The following is a 17591-nucleotide window of genomic DNA, read 5'->3' on the forward strand; positions in this document are numbered from 1 at the left end:
CTCAAAGCCAAGAGGGCGCAGGGAAGGCCGGGTGCCGGCTGGCACCCGCGGTCCGCTGCGCGAAAAGCACACGCAGGAAGAACCGCACAGCAGCATACAGGTGTAGCCAATCACTCGGCCTTCCCTGCGCAGTGGGTTGACGGCTTATGCCGTGCTCTCCCGGGAGCCGAGTTCGTTCTGGCCTCCCTCGCCCCGCGAATTGACGATGCCGTCCGCCCGGTTGGGCTCGCGAACATCTCCGCGACAGGCTTGACCGTAGCAACGACGGCCAGGACCACACGGTTTTGCCGTACGCGCGGCTCGCTTGTTCGCCGCATTATCCTCCGGCGTTGTCGACGTTGCCGGAAGAATGCTGGCGAGACGAACCTTTCAGCGCCGCTCATCCGCACGCGGTTTCGAGCTCACAGGGACTACCCGCCCTGCCCGCACCCTTTCGTGCCGACGCTGCCGCGTCCACCGCAACCCGGCTCACGACAAATGACGACACAAGATCGCCCCTCAAGGTCAAGCCGGGATGGGCAACACATACGCCATTTCCGAATTTCGGTAAAGTGGAATATTTTTGCGCAAGGAGATTGACAGGCGGCCGACACAGCCAGTGCCTGCCGGCGCGGAGGTGAGAACCGCGACGCGCAGACCGGCTCGCCCGGCCGGCATGCTGGCATCGTCCTTGCTGAACGACAGTCAATCCCTCAGATCCATGGTGGGTCTGTCTCATAGTGAGGCGATCGCATGCAACCGACGTCCCGTTTCGAAGCGACCATCCCGACACAGCTCCACGCCCTGATTTCCGATCTGCGTTGGCGCACGCAGATGCTCGACGCCGACATTTTGGAGGAAGAGCGGAAGGCCGGCATCTCCGACCCAAAGAACCCGGCCTACCCGATGCTCGCGCTGAACCTGAGGGTCCGGCGCGACAATATCCAGGTCAGCATCACGATCCTGGAAAGCCGCCTCGAGAAACAATCGACCGAGTGGCCCCACGCCGCCTGATGCGAATCGTCCCGGCCCGACCTGGCCACGCGACCTGCAGGCGGGCCGGGCGATGGCGCGATAGCTCCAGAGCCCCGTTCTGATGGAATCGGAACGGGGCTCTGGATTTTGACGCGTTTTCTTGACGCGAACCGGTCTCCGCTTCGCTGGAAAACGCTCTCTCGTCTGCGACGCGCATGGATTCGCGTTGCCAATCTGCAACGGTTCCCCACCGTCAGACGCCGGACAAAAGAAACTCCCAATGCGGCCACGAACCCCGCTCACAACGCCGTGAGACAAGCAGGGGAACTACGATGCGTGCACAACGCGTTTGGAAAGTGAATGGAGCCGCCAGCATCGGGCAGCTCCAGACCAGACTGGACGACCTGAACAAGCGTCTCAGTCAGCTCGAAAACCAGCACCCGGAAAGCTGGAACATCGACGAACTGAAATCGCGGGCGCTCAACCTGTCGCGCGAGATCGACGACATCCGCTGCGCCGAGGCGACGGCGGCATTGAGCGAGCTGCTGCGGAAGTAGCCAGGACCTCGCGATTCGAAGCTGCGCAAGGAACCAAGTTCCGCGGCCGCCATTTCCATGGAGAGCATGGAGCAAAATCATGACCAGGCACCTGAGGCGAGCCCATCTCGCGCGCGGCGTGGCCGGCGCGGTTTCCACGCTGGTCGTTTGCGCGGCGGCGGCATTCACCATCGCGCGCCACTTCGCGCCATGAGGGATGAGCTCGCATGACATCCGACCCAGAAGAGGCGGTGAGGCTGCAAGGCTACGGCGAGATGACCTTGCGCACGGCAATTGCGACGCTGATGGCGCTCGCGCCGCGCGACCGCTCGGAGGCCGCCGTCTTCCGCGTCCGCGACGGCTCGCGGCTAGCAACGAGTGAGATCGCCGAACTCGCTTCGGACTGGGGCATGGCGCCGGTGGCTGAAATCAGGTCGCCAAAACTCGTCCCGGACCAGCACTGGACGGACATCGTTCGCGGCATGGTGCGCGAGGCGCCACTGCCGTCGTTGATGGTGGCGTTCCTGCTGGGGGTGCTGGTGGCGCGGCGCTGATCGGCTTCGCAGCGCAGAAACCCGTGACGGTGTGCTGGAAATCCACGCAGGACTCGTCATTACCCCGCGCTTGTCTACCTCAAGCAATCTCGCGCTTGTGAAAACATGCTCCGGTTGCATGTGAACTGGTTCACGTTTGAACGCTCCACATGGTCCTAGCGTGGATGCGGGTCCGCTCGTTCGGTGCAGGCCGGGTCTGGGTCGCAGGACGACCTGACAGCAAAATCTGACAGCGAGGGCCCAAGTAACCGCCAACCGATCTCCAGAGGAGATTGCCATGACTCTGAAATCAGCAGCATCTTTGATGCGCACGCTCGTGGTGGCCGCCATTGTCTCGCAGACCACCGGTCCCATCGCCGGCAATCAGACGGCTGACACGGCGGCTCCAAATCAGACGGGCATCAATCGACCCGCTCCCGCACCCATGGTGGTCGCGCAAGGGCGCTGCTTCAACGGCAAGTGCTACTGATTGCCCGGGCTGATGACTACCGTGGTGCGTGCGTGATGGAGAATGGCGATGCCTACGCTTCCCATGAAGCTTGGAGTGCCGCTGGACCAGATGAGCGTGGTTTTCTTTGCGTCCCTCGCTCTCGCGGTTTGGCTCATCTATGTGTTCTGTCAGCGCAAATTCGCCGAACGCAGCGTCACCGGAAGCGGTGACTTCATCTATCAGATGCTGCCGCGTCAACTGGCAACACGTGAGGAATATTCGCACGGCTTCCTGATCTATTTCGGATCGATGGCGACAATCCTGGTGGTGCTATCGCTGCTGGGAGCAAACAACCTCGAGCAGCTCGGCGTCACGCTCCCGAAGCATCTCGGCTATCTGGGGGTTCCGCTCGCCCTCGCGTTCGTGCTGATGGGGGCGCTGCCGAACGTCCCTGGCCTCATGCTGATCGAGACGTATATGCGCCAGTACGCGCATGAGCGCGCCTACATTCCCGATGCCGCACGCGCCACAGCGGAGCGGATCGCCACCGCGGACTTCGATTTCACCGCCTACGCGGGCGAGGCGCTTCGATCGCCACAAATGCGCGGCATCCTGCCTGACGACTTCACGCGATCACGCCACACGCTCGAGCATAACTGGGCGCGGCTTTGCTGCCTCGTCTTTGCCCTGAAGTCCTATCGAATGGAAGGCTTCACCGGCGCCCTCGATGCGAGCCTCCTGCAGGATTACCAGAGCGATCTGGATCTCATCGAGAGCCAGAAAAAGTCCATGGAAGCCCAGGTGGAGGCCTATCGAAGCGCGCGTGAAAGCGATCCATATTACACGAACGAAGAGCTTCGCCGCTGCGTCGTGGATAATTTGCGCAAGCTCTACATCCTGCTCGGATGTGCGGTACGGCTCAAGACGCAGCCCAACGACGATATCGATCTGGCGCTGCGCCCATTTGGCGTCATGCTCAAGCGCACGCTGCGCCCCCAGGGCACAGGCGACTTACAGCTCGTCAGTCTGACGACTGTCGCAATGAGCGTCATCTTGCTGGGCCTCGCCGCCGACGGGCTTGGCCAGCTCGGCCTGTGGACGACGTCGCCCGTCTTTCCGCAAACGGTGATGCAGCCTTTCTGGGATGCCGCAGCGACGTTCGTGCCATACGCAACTGCGATCATCGTGGCCGATCTCGTGCGCAGGCGCGCGATCGACAAGGGACGATGGTTTGTGACCTCGGGCCAGCGCCAACGCGCAAGCGGAGCCAACTATGTCCGGGTGGCTGTGATTTGCGGCATCGCAGGATATCTCGCGCTCATTGTCTGGGGGCTTACCCAAGGCCCACCAACGCAAGACAGCTTCAGAATTGAGGTTCCCAGTGCCCTGCTCGCCATGGTGACGGGAGCATTCTACGTCTTTCACCTTGACAATGCGGAGGCCGGTCAGCGTCCGTCGCGTGCGTGGGAGCTTGGCGCCGAGACTGTCCTCACGGGGCTCTGCGGGCTCATCGCCGCCTGCGCCACATGGCAGATCATTCTCGGCACCGCGGGTGCCGCAATGGACAAAATCATCCTCACCACCCTGATCAATGCCGCAGTTGGGTTCGCACTTGCCTGGTACATCCCGCAAGCCGCGGCCGCACTCCGCTACGATCCGTTGGTCGAGGAAAGCCAGGAACGCGTGCGCGCGCTGCAAACGGCAGCCCAGGTTCGGCTGGGTGGCGCGGCCCCAATCTGGCTCGATCAGCAGCATCCCGCGCTTGACGGCACCTCGCCCCGCCTCGCTGCCGCCGCCGGCGTAGACGGGTTCGAGCGCGCAATCAGCTTGCTGCAACGTCCACAGTCTCTGACCGCCTGAGCCTGTCGCCTTTGCCAAGCCGGATCGGGATTGCCCGTCCGAGCTTGTCGGGGCTTCCGCATTGTGTGGCGAGGTCAAGAGCCGGATCAGCCATGCCGCCGCGGCAGACGCCCCTGCCCGGCCAAATCGGCCGTGGACCCGCCCCGAAATTCGTTGCAAAAAGGCGCATCCGAGGCGCTGGCGGCCGGTCCGCCAAGCCTCTGGAAAACGTCGACTTTTGGAAGAATGGTCGGAGTGGCAGGATTCGAACCTGCGACCCCTGCGTCCCGAACGCAGTGCTCTACCGGGCTGAGCCACACTCCGACAAGAGGCCGGCTTATAGCGTCGGGCTTGGCGCACCGCAAGCGGCCGATTTGAGGAATTTCGTCCCAGTGAAAACGGGTCTTGAAACGCTGATTTTACCGGCAGGCCCCACCGCCGCCGAGGCTGCCGCCCGGCGGCTCGCCGCGGGCGGGCTGGTCGCGTTCCCGACCGAGACGGTCTATGGGCTGGGCGCGGACGCCGGCAATGCCACCGCGATCGCCCATCTCTACGCCGCCAAGGGCCGGCCGGCCTTCAATCCGCTGATCGCGCATGTCGCCGACATTGCCGCCGCGCAGGCCATCGGCCGCTTCGATGCGTGCGCCCTGCGGCTCGCGGAGGCGTTCTGGCCGGGGCCGCTGACGCTGGTGGTGCCGAAGACCGCCGGCTGCCCGGTGGCGGATCTTGCCACCGCGGGCCTTGATACCGTCGCGATCCGCATCCCCGCCCACCCGGTGGCGCAGGCGATCCTGTGCGCCTTTGGCGGGGCGGTGGTGGCGCCGTCCGCGAACATCTCCGGGCACGTCTCGCCGACGCTCGCCGCCCATGTCGAGAGCGACCTTGCGGGCCGCATCGACCTGATCGTCGACGGCGGGCCGGTCGCGGTCGGCGTCGAATCGACCATCGTCGGCTGCTTCGAGACGCCGATGCTGCTGCGCCCCGGCGGGCTGTCACGCGAGCGGATCGAGGCCGTGCTCGGCGCAGCCCTGGCGCGGCCGCCGGCGGAGGCCGGGAGCGACGACAGCCAGCCGCTCGCGCCGGGCATGCTGGCCTCGCATTACGCGCCGCGCACCACCGTGCGCCTCAACGCGCGCGACGTGGCGCCGGGCGAAGCGCTGCTGGCGTTCGGGCCCGCGCACATGCCCGGCCTTGACGCCGCCTCGGCCGTCATGAATCTGTCGCCGGCCGGTGATCTCGATGAAGCCGCCGCCAATTTGTTCGGCCATCTTCGCGCTCTCGATGCGAAGAACCCACGCGCGATCGCGGTGATGACGGTGCCTGAAGACGATTTGGGCGAGGCGATCAACGACCGGCTGCGCCGGGCGGCGGTCGCGCGATAAGAAGCTTGAGAAGAGACGAGACCATGAACGTCAATCATTCCGCCACCCCGCCGCTTGCGCCCGAGCTGATCGAACAATTCCGCAGGATCGTCGGCGACAAGCACGCGATCACCGACGCGGCCGACATCGAGGCCTACGTCACCGAGGAGCGCAATCTGTTCCACGGCCGTTCGCCGCTGGTGCTGCGTCCGGGCTCGACCGCGGAGGTCTCGGCGATCTGCAAGCTCGCCTCCGCGCACAGAATCGCGCTGGTGCCGCAGGGCGGCAACACCGGGCTGGTCGGCGGCCAGACGCCGCACAATGGCGAGGTGGTGGTGTCGCTGCGCCGGCTCGACAAGATCCGCGAGGTCGATACCGCATCGAACACCATGACCTGCGAGGCCGGCGTGGTGCTGCAAATCGCGCAGCAGAAGGCGGCCGAGGTCGACCGGCTGTTTCCGCTGTCATTGGGCGCGGAGGGAAGCTGCACCATTGGCGGCAATCTCTCGACCAATGCCGGCGGCACGGCGGCGCTCGCCTATGGCGTCGCGCGCGAGATGGCGCTGGGGCTCGAGGTCGTGCTGGCCGACGGGCGCGTGCTCAACGTGCTGTCGAAGCTGAAGAAGGACAACACCGGCTACAATCTGCACAACCTCTTCATCGGCGCTGAAGGCACGCTCGGCATCATCACGGCGGCGACGCTAAAACTGTTCCCGAAGCCGCGCGCGGTCGAGACCGCGTTCGTCGGGCTGAAATCGCCGGAGGCGGCGCTCAAACTGCTCACGATCGCGCAGAGCGAGGCCGCGAATGCGCTGACGAGCTTCGAGCTGCTCTCGGAGATGGCGGTCGACTTCTCGATCCGCCACGGCATCGACGTGCGCGATCCGCTCGCGGAAAAGCATCCCTGGTACGTGCTGATGGAATTGTCCGCAGCCGGCGACGACGCCCGCACGCCGCTGGAAACGATCCTGACCCGCGCCATGGAAGAGGAGATCGTCGACGACGCCGTGATCGCGGCCAATCTCACCCAGCGCGCGGGTTTCTGGAAGCTGCGCGACGAGATGTCGTCGGCGCAGAAGCCGGAGGGCGGCTCGATCAAGCACGACATCTCCGTGCCCGTGGCCGCGGTGCCCGCCTTCATCGCGGAGGCCAATGCCGCCGTGGTGAAGCTGATCCCCGGTGCGCGGCCGGTGCCGTTCGGCCATCTCGGCGACGGCAATTTGCACTACAATGTCAGCGAGCCGATCGGCGCCAACACCGCGGATTACCTGGCGCGCTGGCACGAGATGAACGCGGTGGTGTTCGCGATCGTGCTGCGCATGGGCGGCTCGATCTCGGCCGAGCACGGCATCGGCGTGCTCAAGCGCGACGAACTGCCTGACGTAAAGGACAAGACCGCGATCGAGCTGATGCGGTCAATCAAGGCGATGCTCGATCCACTCGGCATCATGAACCCGGGAAAAGTGCTGTGAACGTGTCCGTCTCCCCTGCCCTCACGATCGATGCGATCAAGGATGCCGATGTCGAGACCGTCGTGGCGCTTTGGCAGCGCTGCGGCCTGACGCGGCCGTGGAATGATCCGCATGCCGACATCGCGCTGGCACGCCGTCGCGACAATTCGACGATCCTGATCGGCCGCGAGGACGGCGCGATCGTCGCCACCGCCATGGTCGGCCATGACGGCCATCGCGGCTGGGTCTATTACGTCGCGGTCGATCCTGACAGCCGCAAACGCGGCTATGGCCGCGTCATCATGGCCGCCGTGGAAGACTGGCTGCGCCAGGCCGGGATCTTGAAACTGCAGCTCCTCGTTCGTCGTGAAAACGCTCAAGCCAATGCGTTCTACGCCTCGCTCGGCTTCGAGGAATCCACCTCGGTGATGTTCCAGAAGTGGCTCGACGGCCGCGACACGACTCCAAAGAACTGAGATCGAGCCATGACCATTTCCGACCGCGTCCGCATCAAGGACGTCCGTGTGCTCTCGGACAATTGGACTCCCCTGAAGAACACCACGTTCGAATACCGGCGCGCCGATGGCGAGTGGCAGACGCAGCACCGGGAAACCTATGAGCGCGACAACGCCGCAGCGGTGCTGCCGTACAATCGCGCACGGCGCACGGTGATCCTGGTGCGCCAGTTCCGCCTGCCGGTGTTTCTCCGCGGCTACGACGATCTCCTGATCGAAGCCGCCGCCGGCGTGCTGGACGATGCCGCCCCGGAGGTGCGCATCCGCGCCGAGGCCGAGGAGGAAACCGGTTATCGCCTGCACCACGTCCACAAGGTGTTCGAGGCCTTCATGAGCCCCGGCGCCGTGACCGAGAAGCTGCATTTCTTCGTCGCCGAATACGAGCCGGAGATGCGCGTCAGCGACGGCGGCGGCCTTGCCCATGAGGGCGAGGACATCGAGGTGCTGGAGCTCGGGATCGACGAAGCCCTGGCGATGATCGCAGACGGACGCATCATCGACGCCAAGGCGATCATGCTGCTGCAATACGCGGCGCTGCATATTTTCAGGTGAGCTTGCTTACCCTCCCCCTCCAGCGGAAGGTAAGCGGCACCATCAACGCCGTACCATCCTCATCTGCAATTCTGGCCTGCGCCGCCCCACCCCCCGTTGAGCTCACCGCCGACTATCTCTAGTCTGGGCCTAACCAAGAACCAGGAGACGCGCCCATGTCCGCTCCGCGCGACGATGAATTCGGCTTTGCGCCCGACTACGACGCTCCCGTCCCCTATATGCAGCGCACGCGCGATTATTACGCGGCGATCGGCTACACCACGCCGTATCGCTGGGCGCACTACACCGAGGCGCCGTTCCAGCCGCTGAAGAAGACGCTGTCGCAGTCGCGCGTGACGATCATCACCACGGCCGCGCCCTACGATCCGGCCAAGGGCGACCAGGGGCCCGGCGCGGCGTATAATGGCGGCGCCAAATTCTACCAGGTCTATGACGGCGACACCTCGCAGCCCCACGATCTGCGCATCTCGCATATCGGCTACGACCGCAAGCACACCTCGGCGACCGACAATGGCACCTGGTTTCCGCTGCCGCAGCTCCTGAAGGCCGGCGCCGCCGGCCGCATCGGCGAGGTGGCCCCGCGCTTCTTCGGCGCGCCGACCAACCGCAGCCATCGCGTCACGCTCGACAACGACGCGCCGGAGATTCTGGCGCGCTGCCTCGCCGACAAGGTCGATGTCGCGGTGCTGGTGCCGAACTGCCCGGTCTGCCACCAGACCACGGCGCTGGTGGCGCGGCATCTCGAAGCAGGCGGCATCCCGACGGTGGTGATGGGCTGCGCCAAGGACATCATCGAGCACGCCGCCGTGCCGCGCTTTCTGTTCTCCGACTTCCCGCTCGGCAATTCCGCCGGCAAGCCACATGACGTCGCCTCGCAGGCGCAGACGCTCGAGCTAGCGCTGAAACTGCTGGAGAGCGCGAGCGGCCCGCAGACCACCATGCAATCGCCGCTGCGCTGGAGCGAGGACGCCTCCTGGAAGCTCGACTACAACAACGTCGCCCAGCTCAGCGCGGACGAGCTGGCGCGGCGTCGCGCCGAGTTCGACAAGCAGAAGGAGATCGCGCGCGGCAATCGCGCCGCCTGACGTCCTCCAATAACAACACATCAAGGGAGAGCGACGTGACGCGACCGTTCGAGGGCGTGAAGATCCTGGATTTCACGCAAGTGCTGGCCGGTCCCTATGCGAGCTACCAGCTCGCGCTGCTGGGGGCCGAAATCATCAAGGTCGAGCGGCGCGAGGGCGAGGACATGCGCCGCACGCCGCTCAGCCGCGAATGGGCAGAGCGCGGGCTGGCGCCGGCGTTCCAGGCCATCAACGGCAACAAGCGCAGCCTGACGCTGGATTTGCAAAAGCCCGATGCGATTTCCATCGTGAAGAAGCTCGCCGCTCAGGTCGACGTCGTCATGGAGAATTTCCGGCCGGGCGTGATGGACAAGCTCGGCATCGGCTACGAGGCGCTGTCCGCGATCAACCCAAAACTGATCTACTGCGCGGTGTCCGGCTTCGGCCAGACCGGGCCGGATCGCCTGCGGCCCGGCTATGACGGCAAGATGCAGGCGCTGTCCGGCATCATGGCCATCACCGGGCATCCGGAGACGGGACCGACCCGCGCGGGCTTTGCGGTGTGCGACGTGCTGTCGGGCGCCACCGCCGCGTTCGGCGTGTCGAGCGCGCTGTATCAGCGCGACCGCACCGGCAAGGGCCAGCTCATCGACGTCTCCATGCTGGAGGCGACGCTGGCGTTTCTCTCGGGGCAGATCGCGGACTGGTCGGTCGCCGGCCATCGCCAGCAGCTGTCGGGCAACCAGGCCGTGAGCCGCAGGACCACGGCCAACCTGTTCAAATGCGGCGACGGCCACATCCTGCTCGCCGTCAACAACGAGAAGCAGTACCGCGCGCTGATGAGCGCGCTCGGCCGCGAGGACACGCTGTCCGATCCACGGTTTGCCGACTGGTTCTCCCGCAACGAGAATGAGCCGGCGCTGCGCGCCATCATCGAGGCGGCGCTCGCGGCAAAACCCGCGCGCGAATGGGAGACGATTTTGGAAGACGCCGGTGCGCCCTGCGCCAGTATCTGGAAGGTCGAGGAGGTGATCGACCATCCGCAAATCAAGGCCCGCGGCGCGATCCAGGAGCTGGACACGCCCTACGGCCGCCTGCGTTTTGCCGGCAGCGGCTTCAAGCTCGCGCATGGCGGCGGCAGGCTGGACCGGATGGCACCGGAGCTGGGCGCGGACACGGATGCGGTGCTGGGCGAGCTGGGGTTCGATGCGGCGGAGATCGCGGGGTTACGGGCAAGGGAGATTGTGTGAGGGCTCGCGCTACACATTCCGCTGTCGTCCCGGCGACGGCGGAATTTTGGGCCGCAGTCGAATTTCAACAACAGCTAAAACAACGACCCCTGCCCGTCGTCCGCCGATCCAGCCGCAGCCTTCCGCACCGCGCGCTTCGGCTTCGACGCCTCCACCTCCGCCTCCATCTCCTCCGCGCTGATCGGCAGCAGCAATTGCTCGTCGTCATTGGCGACGCGGTTGACGCGGGTGGAGACCGGGTGCCAGGCGAATTCGCCGATCCGCGGGGCGGCCATCAGCGGCAACATCCCGTCGAGCTCGTCACCTCGGCAATCGAGCCAGCGCTCGAAATCGCGCGGGCTGATGGTCACGGGCACGCGGTCGTGCAATGTGGCGAGATCCTCGCTCGCCGCCGCCGTGACGATCGCGACCGTGTCGAGCTCCTCGCCGTTCGGCCCGGCCCAGGTCTCGAATATCGCGGCGAAGCCGAGCGGCGCGCCGTCGGCGCGGTGGATGAAGAACGGCTGCTTGCGGCCGCCCTCCGCCTTCCATTCGTAATAGCCGTCGGCGGGAATCAGGCCGCGGCGCCTGCGAATCGCGTTCTTGAAGGCGGGCTTCTCCAGCACCGTCTCGGAACGGGCGTTGATCAACAGCGTGAATCCACGGGGGTCCTTGACCCAGCCCGGCAGCAGGCCCCAGCGCATCAGGCGGAAGTGCCGCGCCCCGTTTTCGATCCATACGACCGGAATCGGTTGTGTCGGCGCGACATTGTACCGGGGCGGGAAATTCGGCTGCTCGACATAGCCGAACAGTTGCCGCAAAGCCGCGGGGGCCGAAGTTATGACGAAGCGTCCACACATCCTTGGGGGCCTATATAGGGTCCGTTCAGGTCCTTTTAACCCCGAACGTTAACACTGCGGCAGATGAGCTCAACGGTCTCCCAACCCGCGCGGACGCATGCACAAACGGGCCCCGAGGCCGTGGCCTGGGCCGAGCGGCTGCGCGTGGCCAACATCAACCCGCGGACCGGGCTTGCCACCGACTATCTCAACCATTTCAATGAAGCCGTGATGCTGCTCGAAATGGTCCCGGACATGCCGGAATGCGCCGAAGATTTTTTGACCTGGTCGCCGCTGTCCTATGCCGAGCATTTCACCGCCTCGAATTTCAAGGCGCGGGATCTGGCGATCGAGGCCTATGAGAAGGCCGAGCCCAGCGTGCGCGCCCAGTTCGACCACATCACCGACACCATGACCTCGATCCTGACCGCAGTCGGTTCCGCCATGCGCGAGGTCGAGAAGGACACCACCCGCGTCCGCCTCGCCGAGCAGGCCACGGCGTGGGTCAAGCCGCTGATCGCGGCCTGCGGCGGCATCATCAATGGCGGGGCCGAAGCCGACGTCGACACCATCATGTCGAACTGAGCCAGGTCCTTTAAGAAAATGTCCGCAATCGTCCAGCCCCAGCGTCCCCAGATCGCGGTCAGCGCGGCGATTTTTCGTGACGGCAAGGTACTTCTGACCCGCCGCGCCCGCTCGCCCGCCAAGGGGTTCTATTCGCTGCCCGGCGGCCGGGTCGAGTTCGGCGAATCGCTGCACCAGGCGCTCAAGCGCGAGGTGGATGAGGAAACCGGGCTTAAGATCGAGATCATCGGCCTCGCCGGCTGGCGCGAGGTGCTGCCGGCCACGGCCGGCGCCGGCCATTACCTGATCATGTCTTTTGCCGCCCGCTGGGCGGCCCGGGAGCCGGTTTTGAACGACGAGCTCGATGACTACCGCTGGATCGCCCCGGATGCCCTGGCGAGCCTCGGCGACCTCAAGCTGACCGGGGGGCTGGAGGAGGTCATCCAGTCGGCCGCGCGCCTGATCGGACACTGACCCCCGCCTTGCGCCCGCCGCCTCGAGGAGGCATACACCGGCCGATGTCCACGCGATTTCTGGCCATTTTTGCCCTGATTCTTGCCTGCGCCTCCGTGCCCGCCCGGGCCCAGGACGTGGCGGCGCCGTTTGACGGCGATCTGCAGCGGCTGGCCGAGATCCTTGGCGGACTGCACTACCTGCGCGGCATCTGCGGGGCCAACGAAGGCAACAAATGGCGCAGCGAGATGCAGGCGCTGATCGATGCCGAGACCCCCTCCGGCGAGCGCCGCACCCGCATGATCGCCGGCTTCAACCGCGGCTATAACGGTTTCCAGCAGACCTACCGGAGCTGCACCCCGGCCGCGACCGTCGCGATCCGCCGCTACATCGAGGAAGGCTCGAAGATCTCGCGCGATCTCACGGCACGCTACGCGAACTGATTTTCTTCGTCATTCCGGGGCGCGCGTGGCGCGAGCCCGGAATGACAGCGGCGGGAACGCTGTCATCGTCTTTGTCCACCGCCATTAACCGTTCCTAAAGATGTGGCCTAGCGGGCGTTAATACGCGTGCTACACCTTTCGAACAGCGCATCGCCGTGGATCGCGCCCCAGCCCTGTCGAGTTTCATGAGCCATCCAGTGTCCTATGCCCCCGCCCGCGCGCCGCTGCCCGACCACGAGCAGAAACAGGCCGCGCTGAGCTATCTCAACGAGGCCTGGGCCGAGGCGCGCCATGACGGCGTCGACGGCGACTGCCTGGCGCAGGCGAGCCTGTTCGCGGCGCTCGCCGAGCTGGTCGGCACCTATGGCGAGGACGCGGTGGCGAAATTCGTCGAGGGCTTTCCCGGCCGCATCCGCAACGGCGAATTCTCCGTCGACATCTCCCGGCAGTAGCCGCTTGTCGAAAATGACCCCGCCACGCGGGCGGGGCCAGTCTGCGGATGAATGACTTTGCAAACGTGTTTGCGAAGTCTGCCGCGTTTATCGCACGAAAGCCGTCTCGCCTGGTCAAGCATTAGTCTCACGACGGCCGGGAGATGTTCCCGCAGCGATCGGGAACGCGCTCCCTCCTCCCTCACGGCGCGACCTTGAGCGTCGCTTTCATGTTGGGATGGTAGCGGCAGTAATAATCGACTGTTCCCGCCTTCTTCAGAACCAACGTTGCCGATTTCTTCGGCGGCAGCGTCACGTCGAAATCGCCGTTCTTCGCGGTGGCGGTGTGAGCGAAGACGTCCTTGTTGATCCAATTGATGGTGTCACCGACCTTCGCCGACACATCAGCCGGTGAGACCACGAGATTCTCCATCGTGATCTCGATGGTCGCGGCTTGCGCCGGGACGGCGATCGACAGGAAGACGACCGCAAGCGCGATCGAAGCGAGGCGTCCCGGCTTCATCCCACACCCCCTATTTCAGCTCGGCCGCGACATGCTCGGCGTGCTGCTGATGGCCCTGAAAGATCTTCAGGCCGGTCTGCAGCAGGCTCTTCAGCTCGGCATTGCCGGCGGACGGGATGAGCTGGGTCTCCAGCGCGCCGTTGACCGCCTTGTGGTAGGCGACCTCGTTGGCAACATAGGCCTTGTCGAAGGCAGCACCGCTCAGCTTGTCGAGCTCAGCCAGCTTGTCGCTCGCCTGCTTCGACAGCGCCTTGCTGGTGTCGTTATCCTCGGGCGTGACGTTCAGCTTCTTGACCAGGGCGAGCGCCTGCTTGTTGACCGCCTCGTGGTCGCGCAGCATGTCCTCGGCAAACGCCTTCACGTCCTTGCTCCTGGCTTTCTTCTGCGCCTGCTTGGCCGCGTTGATGTCGATCACGCCCGCGGTGTAGGCGATATGGGCGATCTGTGGATCGGTGGGCTTGTCGGCTGCGCTGGCGCCCCGAAACAGCGTGGGGCTCGACAACAGAATTGCCGCGGCGAGCGCCGCGCTCCATCGGGTGAACATGTTTGACACTCCTGTGCTGCCGGGCGGTTTGCCGGCGTTGCTTCACAGGCATTGGATGGGATTTTCGCGCAAACGTTCCCGAAAAACTTCAGCCGCCGCTGCCGAGCCGCTTCAGCACTGATGCGGTCAATCGCTCGCAGCGCCAGCCGGCAAACGGGAACGCATCCATCACCACCGGACCGATCTCCTTCTCGACATTCTCGCGCAGCATGGTGCGGGCGCGGTGCAGCCGCGTCTTCACGGTCTCGGGCTTGACGCCGAGCAGATCGGCGGTCTCCTCGATGTTCATCCCCTCCATGACGCGTGCGACGAAGACCATGCGGAAGACATCCGGCAGCTCGTCGATGGCGCGTTCGACGACGCGCTGGATTTCACGTTGGGCCATGGTCCTTTCCGGGTCGCCTGCGGGAGAAACGGGAAACTTGATGATCTGCGCGTCGAGCACCTCTTCCGGCAGCGCGCCGATCTCGACATGCGGCATGCGGCTTCGCGCCCGGCCGAGCGCCTCGTTGATGGCGATGCGCGACAGCCAGGTCGACAGCCCGGACTCGCCCCTGAAGCCGTCGAGATGGGTGAAGGCACGGACATAAGTTTCCTGCACCACGTCCTCGGCCTCGCTGTCACTGCGCAGAATTCCCCGCGCAAGGCGATAGAGCCGGCGGTTATTGGCCTGCATGATCTCGCGGAGCGCGGCCTCGTCCCGGCGCCGCGCACGGTCGATCAGCTCGGCTTCCGATGCCCTGATTTCCGGGGTCTTTGCGCCGGCGGACAGGCCGGCGGCGGTCCGTTGCATGGCGGTCACCTGTCTCCGTTGGTTCCGGACATTGGATGCAGGCGGGCACAAAAGGTTCCCAACTTTCTTACCTCCCTTGGAGGGGTAGAAGGTCTTAATCCGTCTCGATCGGCAGCGCCGGATCCCTGGCCCATTCGCCCATGGACGCATCGTACAGCGTCAGCTTGTTGTAGCCGAGCTGCGTCAGCAGCAGGTCGATCGTCGCCGAGATGCCGCCGCCGCAATAGCAGATCACGGTCTTGTCGCGCGTGATGCCTTGGGCGGAGAACTTCGCTTCGGCATCCGCAAGCGAGGTCAGGGTCTTGTCGGCATTGGTCAGCGTTGCGGCTGGAACGTTGACGCTGCCGGGAATGCGGCCGGGCCGGCCGTAGCGGCTCGGCTCGAGGCCGCGATGAAATTGCGGCCCGAGCGCATTGACGATGACCGTTGCTGGATCGCCGATCCGTGCCGTGACAGCGGTCTTGTCGACGAAGAAGCCTGCGCGTGACGCGGCCTTGAAGGTCGTCGTGGGATAGCCCTTCGGAGCGCCGGTCTCGACCGGCCGCCCCTCGGCCTTCCATTTGTCGAATCCGCCATCGAGCACCTGCGCATCGACGCCGAGCGAGCGCAACATCCACCAGAACCGCGTCGCCCACATCAGCGTGCCGATGCTGTAGAGCACGATGGTCTTGGATGCGTCGGTGCCGTGGCGGCCGAAGGCGGCCTCTAGCTGGGCGACACCAGGCATCATGAAGAGCGGGCTTGCGGAGGTGTCGGAGAACTCGCCTTGCAGGTCGAGGAAATCGGCGCCGGGAATGTGGCCTGCCGCGAACGTCTTGTCGCCGGGGACTGCGCGATAGGGCACGTCGCTCCCGGGTGGAACAGGTTCGTTGTAGGTCGTGCAGTCGTAGAGGCGCAGATTGGGATCGCCGAGCAAAGCGGCGAGTTGGTCGGTGGCGATGAGGGGTTGGGTCATCGAATGCTCTCCCATGCTTCCTCGATGTCGTCCCGGCGAAGGCCGGGACCCATACCGCGTGATCTATCGGTGAACGTAGGTATCCGTACCGACGGGAAGGACTGGTAACCACCAGTCTTCGCCAAACGTCTCCCTGTGGTTATGGGTCCCGGCCTTCGCCGGGACGACACCGAGTGTGCAGCACAATCGTGCCACTTACCTGAACCCCTACGCCCTCAACGTCTCCAGAAACCGCACCGGCTCGCCCTGCGACGGCGTCACTAGTTCGCCCTGCCACATCACGCGACGGCCGCGGATGAAGGTGCCGACGGGCCACCCCTGGACGCGGACACCGTCATAGGGGGTCCAACCGGCTTTCGAGGCGACCCATTTGTTGGTGATGGTCTCGCTGCGCTTGAGGTCGACGATGGTGAAGTCGGCGTCGTAGCCGGCGGCGATGCGGCCCTTGCAGGCCATGTTGTAGAGGCGCGCGGGGCCGGCGCTGGTGAGATCGACGAAACGCGCCAGCGACAGGCGGCCGGCGTTGACGTGGTCGAGCATGAGCGGCACCAGCGTCTGCACGCCGGTCATGCCCGAGGGCGAGGCCGGATAGGTCTTCTGCTTTTCTTCCAGCGTGTGCGGGGCGTGGTCGGAGCCGAGCACGTCGATGATGCCCTGCTCGATGCCGCGCCAGATGCCGGCGCGGTGATCCGCCCCGCGCACCGGCGGGTTCATCTGCGCCAGCGTGCCGAGCCGTTCGTAGCATTCGGGCGCGGCCAGCGTGAGGTGATGCGGCGTCGCCTCGCAGGAGGCGACGTCCTTGTGGTCGCGCAGGAACTCGATCTCTTCCTTGGTCGAGATGTGCAGCACATGAATGCGCTTGCCGGTCTCATGCGCGAGCTTCACCAGCCGCTGCGTCGCCATCAGCGCCGCGGTCTCGTCGCGCCAGACCGGATGCGAGCGCGGATCGCCCTCGATGCGGAGCGATTTGCGGTCGTTGAGGCGATACTCGTCCTCGGCGTGGAACGCGGCGCGGCGGCGGATCACCTGGAAGATGCGGCGCAGGCTTTCGTCGTCCTCCACCAGCAGTGCGCCGGTGGACGAGCCGATGAACACCTTGACGCCGGCACAGCCGGGCGCGCGTTCCAGCACGGGCAGGTCCTGCACGTTCTCGCGGGTGCCGCCGATGAAGAAAGCGAAATCGCAATGCATGCGGTGATGGGCGCGCTTCACCTTGTCGGTGAAGGTCGCCTCAGTCACCGTGAGCGGTGAGGTGTTCGGCATCTCGAACACGGCGGTGACGCCGCCCATCACGGCGCTGCGCGAGCCGGTCTCGAGGTCTTCCTTCTGCTCCAGCCCGGGCTCGCGGAAATGCACCTGCGTGTCCATCACGCCGGGCAGGATATGCAGGCCCTTGCAGTCGATCGTCTCGGCGGCGGAGGCTTGCGACAGCGCGCCGATCTCGGCAATGCGGCCACCCGCGATACCAATGTCGCGGACAGCCTCGCCGTCCTGGTTGACCACGGTGCCGCCCTTGAGGATGATTTCGAAACGCTGGGTCATGGCTGAAGGCCCCTCTCAT

Annotated in this window: 21 protein-coding genes and 1 tRNA gene; 15 read left to right on the forward strand and 7 right to left on the reverse strand. The window is 65.3% G+C overall.

What is annotated here, in order from left to right; all coding sequences use genetic code 11:
- Positions 1–732: 732 nt before the first annotated feature.
- The 5 genes from ACXJMY_RS29945 (at position 733) to ACXJMY_RS29965 (ending at position 4334) form a co-directional block, all read left to right on the forward strand.
- The gene (locus tag ACXJMY_RS29945; protein WP_456622950.1) at positions 733–993 is read left to right on the forward strand and encodes a hypothetical protein; all 261 of its coding nucleotides are present in this window, start codon (positions 733–735) and stop codon (positions 991–993) included.
- 293 nt (positions 994–1286) lie between these two features.
- Positions 1287–1511, forward strand: a complete 225-nt coding sequence (locus tag ACXJMY_RS29950) for a hypothetical protein (RefSeq protein WP_456622951.1) — start codon at positions 1287–1289, stop codon at positions 1509–1511.
- Between the two features lie 206 nt (positions 1512–1717).
- Positions 1718–2044, forward strand: coding sequence for a hypothetical protein (locus tag ACXJMY_RS29955; RefSeq protein WP_456622952.1), 327 nt, complete (start codon positions 1718–1720; stop codon positions 2042–2044).
- 277 nt (positions 2045–2321) lie between these two features.
- Positions 2322–2513 carry a hypothetical protein gene (locus tag ACXJMY_RS29960; protein ID WP_456622953.1) on the forward strand — a complete coding sequence of 64 codons (192 nt, stop codon included), beginning with the start codon at positions 2322–2324 and terminating at the stop codon, positions 2511–2513.
- Between the two features lie 48 nt (positions 2514–2561).
- Positions 2562–4334, forward strand: a complete 1773-nt coding sequence (locus ACXJMY_RS29965) for a hypothetical protein (RefSeq protein ID WP_456622954.1) — start codon at positions 2562–2564, stop codon at positions 4332–4334.
- 226 nt (positions 4335–4560) lie between these two features.
- Here ACXJMY_RS29965 and ACXJMY_RS29970 read toward each other — a convergent pair.
- A tRNA-Pro gene (locus ACXJMY_RS29970) sits at positions 4561–4637 on the reverse strand.
- Positions 4638–4705: 68 nt separating this feature from the next.
- Here ACXJMY_RS29970 and ACXJMY_RS29975 point away from each other — a divergent pair.
- The 6 genes from ACXJMY_RS29975 (at position 4706) to ACXJMY_RS30000 (ending at position 10506) form a co-directional block, all read left to right on the forward strand.
- Positions 4706–5695 (forward strand): L-threonylcarbamoyladenylate synthase, encoded by a 990-nt coding sequence (locus ACXJMY_RS29975; protein WP_456622955.1) that lies wholly within the window; start codon positions 4706–4708, stop codon positions 5693–5695.
- Between the two features lie 23 nt (positions 5696–5718).
- On the forward strand, positions 5719–7146 hold the full coding sequence (locus ACXJMY_RS29980; RefSeq protein WP_456622956.1) for an FAD-binding oxidoreductase: 1428 nt from the start codon (positions 5719–5721) through the stop codon (positions 7144–7146).
- 2 nt (positions 7147–7148) lie between these two features.
- The gene (locus ACXJMY_RS29985) at positions 7149–7601 is read left to right on the forward strand and encodes a GNAT family acetyltransferase (protein WP_456623001.1); all 453 of its coding nucleotides are present in this window, start codon (positions 7149–7151) and stop codon (positions 7599–7601) included.
- Between the two features lie 9 nt (positions 7602–7610).
- Positions 7611–8192, forward strand: a complete 582-nt coding sequence (locus ACXJMY_RS29990) for an NUDIX domain-containing protein (RefSeq protein WP_456622957.1) — start codon at positions 7611–7613, stop codon at positions 8190–8192.
- A 155-nt stretch (positions 8193–8347) separates the two neighbouring features.
- Positions 8348–9277, forward strand: coding sequence for a glycine reductase (locus tag ACXJMY_RS29995; RefSeq protein WP_456622958.1), 930 nt, complete (start codon positions 8348–8350; stop codon positions 9275–9277).
- A gap of 35 nt (positions 9278–9312) precedes the next feature.
- Entirely contained in the window at positions 9313–10506 is a 1194-nt protein-coding gene (locus ACXJMY_RS30000; protein ID WP_456622959.1) for a CaiB/BaiF CoA transferase family protein, read from the forward strand.
- A gap of 74 nt (positions 10507–10580) precedes the next feature.
- Here the strand turns inward: ACXJMY_RS30000 and ACXJMY_RS30005 are convergent, their stop codons facing one another.
- Positions 10581–11345 carry an SOS response-associated peptidase gene (locus ACXJMY_RS30005; RefSeq protein WP_456622960.1) on the reverse strand — a complete coding sequence of 255 codons (765 nt, stop codon included), beginning with the start codon at positions 11343–11345 and terminating at the stop codon, positions 10581–10583.
- A 63-nt stretch (positions 11346–11408) separates the two neighbouring features.
- Here ACXJMY_RS30005 and ACXJMY_RS30010 point away from each other — a divergent pair, with 63 nt between their 5' ends.
- From ACXJMY_RS30010 to ACXJMY_RS30025, 4 genes are all read left to right on the forward strand, one after another.
- On the forward strand, positions 11409–11909 hold the full coding sequence (locus ACXJMY_RS30010) for a hypothetical protein (RefSeq protein WP_456622961.1): 501 nt from the start codon (positions 11409–11411) through the stop codon (positions 11907–11909).
- 18 nt (positions 11910–11927) lie between these two features.
- The gene (locus ACXJMY_RS30015; protein ID WP_456622962.1) at positions 11928–12362 is read left to right on the forward strand and encodes an NUDIX hydrolase; all 435 of its coding nucleotides are present in this window, start codon (positions 11928–11930) and stop codon (positions 12360–12362) included.
- A gap of 44 nt (positions 12363–12406) precedes the next feature.
- The gene (locus tag ACXJMY_RS30020) at positions 12407–12784 is read left to right on the forward strand and encodes a TIGR02301 family protein (RefSeq protein ID WP_188100177.1); all 378 of its coding nucleotides are present in this window, start codon (positions 12407–12409) and stop codon (positions 12782–12784) included.
- A gap of 185 nt (positions 12785–12969) precedes the next feature.
- On the forward strand, positions 12970–13236 hold the full coding sequence (locus tag ACXJMY_RS30025; RefSeq protein ID WP_007594892.1) for a hypothetical protein: 267 nt from the start codon (positions 12970–12972) through the stop codon (positions 13234–13236).
- 181 nt (positions 13237–13417) lie between these two features.
- Here ACXJMY_RS30025 and ACXJMY_RS30030 read toward each other — a convergent pair whose 3' ends face one another.
- The 5 genes from ACXJMY_RS30030 to ACXJMY_RS30050 form a co-directional block, all read right to left on the reverse strand.
- A complete protein-coding gene (locus ACXJMY_RS30030) occupies positions 13418–13738 on the reverse strand; it encodes a cupredoxin domain-containing protein (RefSeq protein ID WP_456622963.1) in 321 nt (106 codons plus the stop codon).
- Between the two features lie 10 nt (positions 13739–13748).
- Positions 13749–14282, reverse strand: a complete 534-nt coding sequence (locus tag ACXJMY_RS30035) for a DUF4142 domain-containing protein (protein WP_456622964.1) — start codon at positions 14280–14282, stop codon at positions 13749–13751.
- Positions 14283–14370: 88 nt separating this feature from the next.
- Entirely contained in the window at positions 14371–15075 is a 705-nt protein-coding gene (locus tag ACXJMY_RS30040; RefSeq protein WP_456622965.1) for an RNA polymerase sigma factor, read from the reverse strand.
- Positions 15076–15169: 94 nt separating this feature from the next.
- A complete protein-coding gene (locus tag ACXJMY_RS30045; protein WP_456622966.1) occupies positions 15170–16030 on the reverse strand; it encodes a sulfurtransferase in 861 nt (286 codons plus the stop codon).
- Between the two features lie 207 nt (positions 16031–16237).
- On the reverse strand, positions 16238–17572 hold the full coding sequence (locus ACXJMY_RS30050) for a dihydroorotase (RefSeq protein ID WP_456622967.1): 1335 nt from the start codon (positions 17570–17572) through the stop codon (positions 16238–16240).
- Positions 17573–17591: the final 19 nt, after the last annotated feature.

It is taken from the genome of Bradyrhizobium sp. P5_C12 (assembly GCF_054049735.1).

What these genes read in the sequence shown, in the direction of transcription:
- ACXJMY_RS29960 (WP_456622953.1), top strand. Translation starts at nt 2,322, where the DNA reads ATGACTCTGAAATCAGCAGCATCTTTGATGCGCACGCTCGTGGTGGCC.
- ACXJMY_RS29950 (WP_456622951.1), top strand. Translation starts at nt 1,287, where the DNA reads ATGCGTGCACAACGCGTTTGGAAAGTGAATGGAGCCGCCAGCATCGGG.
- ACXJMY_RS30010 (WP_456622961.1), top strand. Translation starts at nt 11,409, where the DNA reads ATGAGCTCAACGGTCTCCCAACCCGCGCGGACGCATGCACAAACGGGC.
- ACXJMY_RS30035 (WP_456622964.1), bottom strand. Translation starts at nt 14,282, where the DNA reads ATGTTCACCCGATGGAGCGCGGCGCTCGCCGCGGCAATTCTGTTGTCG.
- ACXJMY_RS30030 (WP_456622963.1), bottom strand. Translation starts at nt 13,738, where the DNA reads ATGAAGCCGGGACGCCTCGCTTCGATCGCGCTTGCGGTCGTCTTCCTG.
- ACXJMY_RS29965 (WP_456622954.1), top strand. Translation starts at nt 2,562, where the DNA reads ATGCCTACGCTTCCCATGAAGCTTGGAGTGCCGCTGGACCAGATGAGC.
- ACXJMY_RS29945 (WP_456622950.1), top strand. Translation starts at nt 733, where the DNA reads ATGCAACCGACGTCCCGTTTCGAAGCGACCATCCCGACACAGCTCCAC.
- ACXJMY_RS29995 (WP_456622958.1), top strand. Translation starts at nt 8,348, where the DNA reads ATGTCCGCTCCGCGCGACGATGAATTCGGCTTTGCGCCCGACTACGAC.
- ACXJMY_RS29990 (WP_456622957.1), top strand. Translation starts at nt 7,611, where the DNA reads ATGACCATTTCCGACCGCGTCCGCATCAAGGACGTCCGTGTGCTCTCG.
- ACXJMY_RS30040 (WP_456622965.1), bottom strand. Translation starts at nt 15,075, where the DNA reads ATGCAACGGACCGCCGCCGGCCTGTCCGCCGGCGCAAAGACCCCGGAA.
- ACXJMY_RS29980 (WP_456622956.1), top strand. Translation starts at nt 5,719, where the DNA reads ATGAACGTCAATCATTCCGCCACCCCGCCGCTTGCGCCCGAGCTGATC.
- ACXJMY_RS30015 (WP_456622962.1), top strand. Translation starts at nt 11,928, where the DNA reads ATGTCCGCAATCGTCCAGCCCCAGCGTCCCCAGATCGCGGTCAGCGCG.
- ACXJMY_RS30025 (WP_007594892.1), top strand. Translation starts at nt 12,970, where the DNA reads ATGAGCCATCCAGTGTCCTATGCCCCCGCCCGCGCGCCGCTGCCCGAC.
- ACXJMY_RS30020 (WP_188100177.1), top strand. Translation starts at nt 12,407, where the DNA reads ATGTCCACGCGATTTCTGGCCATTTTTGCCCTGATTCTTGCCTGCGCC.
- ACXJMY_RS30045 (WP_456622966.1), bottom strand. Translation starts at nt 16,030, where the DNA reads ATGACCCAACCCCTCATCGCCACCGACCAACTCGCCGCTTTGCTCGGC.
- ACXJMY_RS29955 (WP_456622952.1), top strand. Translation starts at nt 1,718, where the DNA reads ATGACATCCGACCCAGAAGAGGCGGTGAGGCTGCAAGGCTACGGCGAG.
- ACXJMY_RS30005 (WP_456622960.1), bottom strand. Translation starts at nt 11,345, where the DNA reads ATGTGTGGACGCTTCGTCATAACTTCGGCCCCCGCGGCTTTGCGGCAA.
- ACXJMY_RS30050 (WP_456622967.1), bottom strand. Translation starts at nt 17,572, where the DNA reads ATGACCCAGCGTTTCGAAATCATCCTCAAGGGCGGCACCGTGGTCAAC.